Genomic DNA, 2,048 nt, shown 5'->3' with positions numbered 1-2,048 from the left:
GCGACAGGCTGGCCGCGGTCGGGCTCGGGCCCGAGGAGGTGATTGCCGCGCCGGACGCCCCGGCGCTGCGCGCGCTGCTGCGCGAGATGGCGGCGGAGGGGATCGCCGCGCTGGCCGGGGCGCGGCGGGACATCCCGACCGGGACCATCGCTGCGGCGCTGCCGGCCGTGCTGGCGGCGCGCGACCTGCGGCGCCTGGCGCAGGGGGAGATGGTGCCCACGCCGCGGGGCCTGGGCGACCGCCTGGCCGTGACCTGGGCGGGGCTGCGCGGGCGTTTGTGATGGCGCGCGCGCGTGCTTTCCTGGCCCGTCTTCCGCAAGGGACCACGGCATGACACGCGCTGCCCTCGCCCTGCTCGCGCTGGCCCTCGCGCTGCCCGCCCGCGCCGAGGAGGAGCCGTTGCTGGAGGATCCGCCCGGCCTGGTCGGCGTGGAGCCGACCGCGCCGGGCGGGGCAACGCTGACGCTCGGCGGCGGCTATGAGCGGGCGCGGAACGGCCGCGCGCGCGACACCTACATCGGCGGGCTGGAGGCCGAGCTCGGCCAAGTCGATGGACTCGACCTGCGCGTCCAGCAGGCCGTGGCCTATGGCCGGGCGGCTCCCTCTGACCCGGAGGCGACGGCGCCGAGCTGGGGCGGCGCGACACAGCTCGGCCTGCGCTGGCGGCTAATGGAGGGCAGCGGGCCGCTGCCCTCGGTCGGCGTCTGGGGGGCGCTGTCCACCGCCTATGGCCGCAGCCGGCCGACCGAGGACGCGACGCTGCTGGCGCTGCTCGCCTGGCGGCTGCGGGAGGGCGAGCGGCCGATTGCGCTGACAGCCAATCTCGGCGGCAGCTTCCGCCTGGATCCGGAGCCAGGGGAACGGCCGGCCGGCTACGAGCTGAGCGCCGGCCTCGCCTTCGGCGTCGCGCGCGACACCTCGCTGGGCCTGAGCTACGCGCGCATCCAGCAGGATCGCGGGGAGCGCGACGCCAACCTGGTGCAGGCGGGCGTCTGGCATCGCCTGGCGGAGCGTGGCCCGATCCTGGGCGTTGTCGCCGGCGCGGGCATCGGGCGCGACTCGCCGAGCCTGCTCGCCGGGATCACGCTGAAGTTCCTCTTCGGGGCGGAATAGCAGGCGCGGCCGGATTTCTGCGTGCATCGGCATGGCTTCGGGTCCGGGATGCGCTACCGTCGCGGGACTGGCCAGCCGGTTGCCGGCGGCCGCGTCCCTGCGGAGCCGCGCGATGTGCTGGTCGATGACGGCGTCCGTGAGCATGGTGGCGCTGGGCGGGGCGGCGACGGCGCTCTCGCTGCGGCGGCGCGACACGCCGGCGGTCCCCGCGACCTTCGCCTATTTCACCTTCATGGAGGGGCTGCAGGCCGCGGGCTATGGCTGGGTGGACCAGTGCGGCAGCGGGGCGAACCAGGCGATCACCGTCCTGTCCTACCTGCACATCACCTTCCAGCCCTTCTTCATCAACGCCTTCGCCATGGCGCTGCTGGCCGGCGGCGTGGCGTGGCGGATGCGGGTGGCGGCGTATCTCGCCTGCTTCGTCTCGGCGACCGTGATGCTGCTGCAGCTCTATCCCTTCGCCTGGGCCGGGCCATGCAAGGCGGGGACGTCGCTCTGCGGCGAGCTGCTCTGCACGGTCTCCGGCAATTGGCACCTGGCGTGGGACATTCCCTACAACGGGCTGGTGCCGGCGCTGGAGATCCTGCCGGGCCTGCATTTCAGCTTTCCCACCTACATCCTGGCCGCCTTCGGCATGCCGCTGTTGTACGGGGCGTGGCGCTTCGTGGTGTTCCATGCGCTGGCGGGGCCGATCCTGGCGTCGCTGCTGACCAGCAACCCGAACGAGATGCCGGCGATCTGGTGCCTGTTCTCCATCGCGCTGGTGATCGGCGGGCTCAGCCCCTGGGTGCGTGGCAAGCTCTACGGCAGCACGCCGCCGCTGCGACGGCGCGAGGCCGGCTGAGCGGTTCACCGCCTGCGCGGGTCGCGTCGCCGCACAGCGGCGCGGTCACGCCGCCGCACAGCGGCGCGGTCAGGCCGCCGCACAGCGGCGC

2 protein-coding genes and 1 pseudogene are annotated in these 2,048 nt (G+C 74.3%); all 3 read left to right on the top strand.

The features are described 5' to 3' along the window. Positions 1-281: pseudogene (locus tag OZN99_RS30485) on the top strand (squalene/phytoene synthase family protein); the annotation flags it as partial. Between the two features lie 49 nt (positions 282-330). Further along, the gene (locus OZN99_RS30480; RefSeq protein WP_270938960.1) at positions 331-1,113 is read left to right on the top strand and encodes a hypothetical protein; all 783 of its coding nucleotides are present in this window, start codon (positions 331-333) and stop codon (positions 1,111-1,113) included. 124 nt (positions 1,114-1,237) lie between these two features. Continuing rightward, a complete protein-coding gene (locus OZN99_RS30475; protein ID WP_270938959.1) occupies positions 1,238-1,957 on the top strand; it encodes a DUF5765 domain-containing protein in 720 nt (239 codons plus the stop codon). The last annotated feature ends 91 nt before the right edge of the window (positions 1,958-2,048 follow it).

It is taken from the genome of Falsiroseomonas oryzae, from assembly GCF_027856955.1.
Classification (GTDB): domain Bacteria; phylum Pseudomonadota; class Alphaproteobacteria; order Acetobacterales; family Acetobacteraceae; genus Falsiroseomonas; species Falsiroseomonas oryzae.
Note: the sequence above shows the minus strand (reverse complement) of the source record. Positions and strands in the feature narration are given on the sequence as shown.

Excerpts from the sequence above, each read along its gene's own strand:
- OZN99_RS30475 (WP_270938959.1), top strand. The coding sequence starts at position 1,238 with ATGACGGCGTCCGTGAGCATGGTGGCGCTGGGCGGGGCGGCGACGGCG.
- OZN99_RS30480 (WP_270938960.1), top strand. The coding sequence starts at position 331 with ATGACACGCGCTGCCCTCGCCCTGCTCGCGCTGGCCCTCGCGCTGCCC.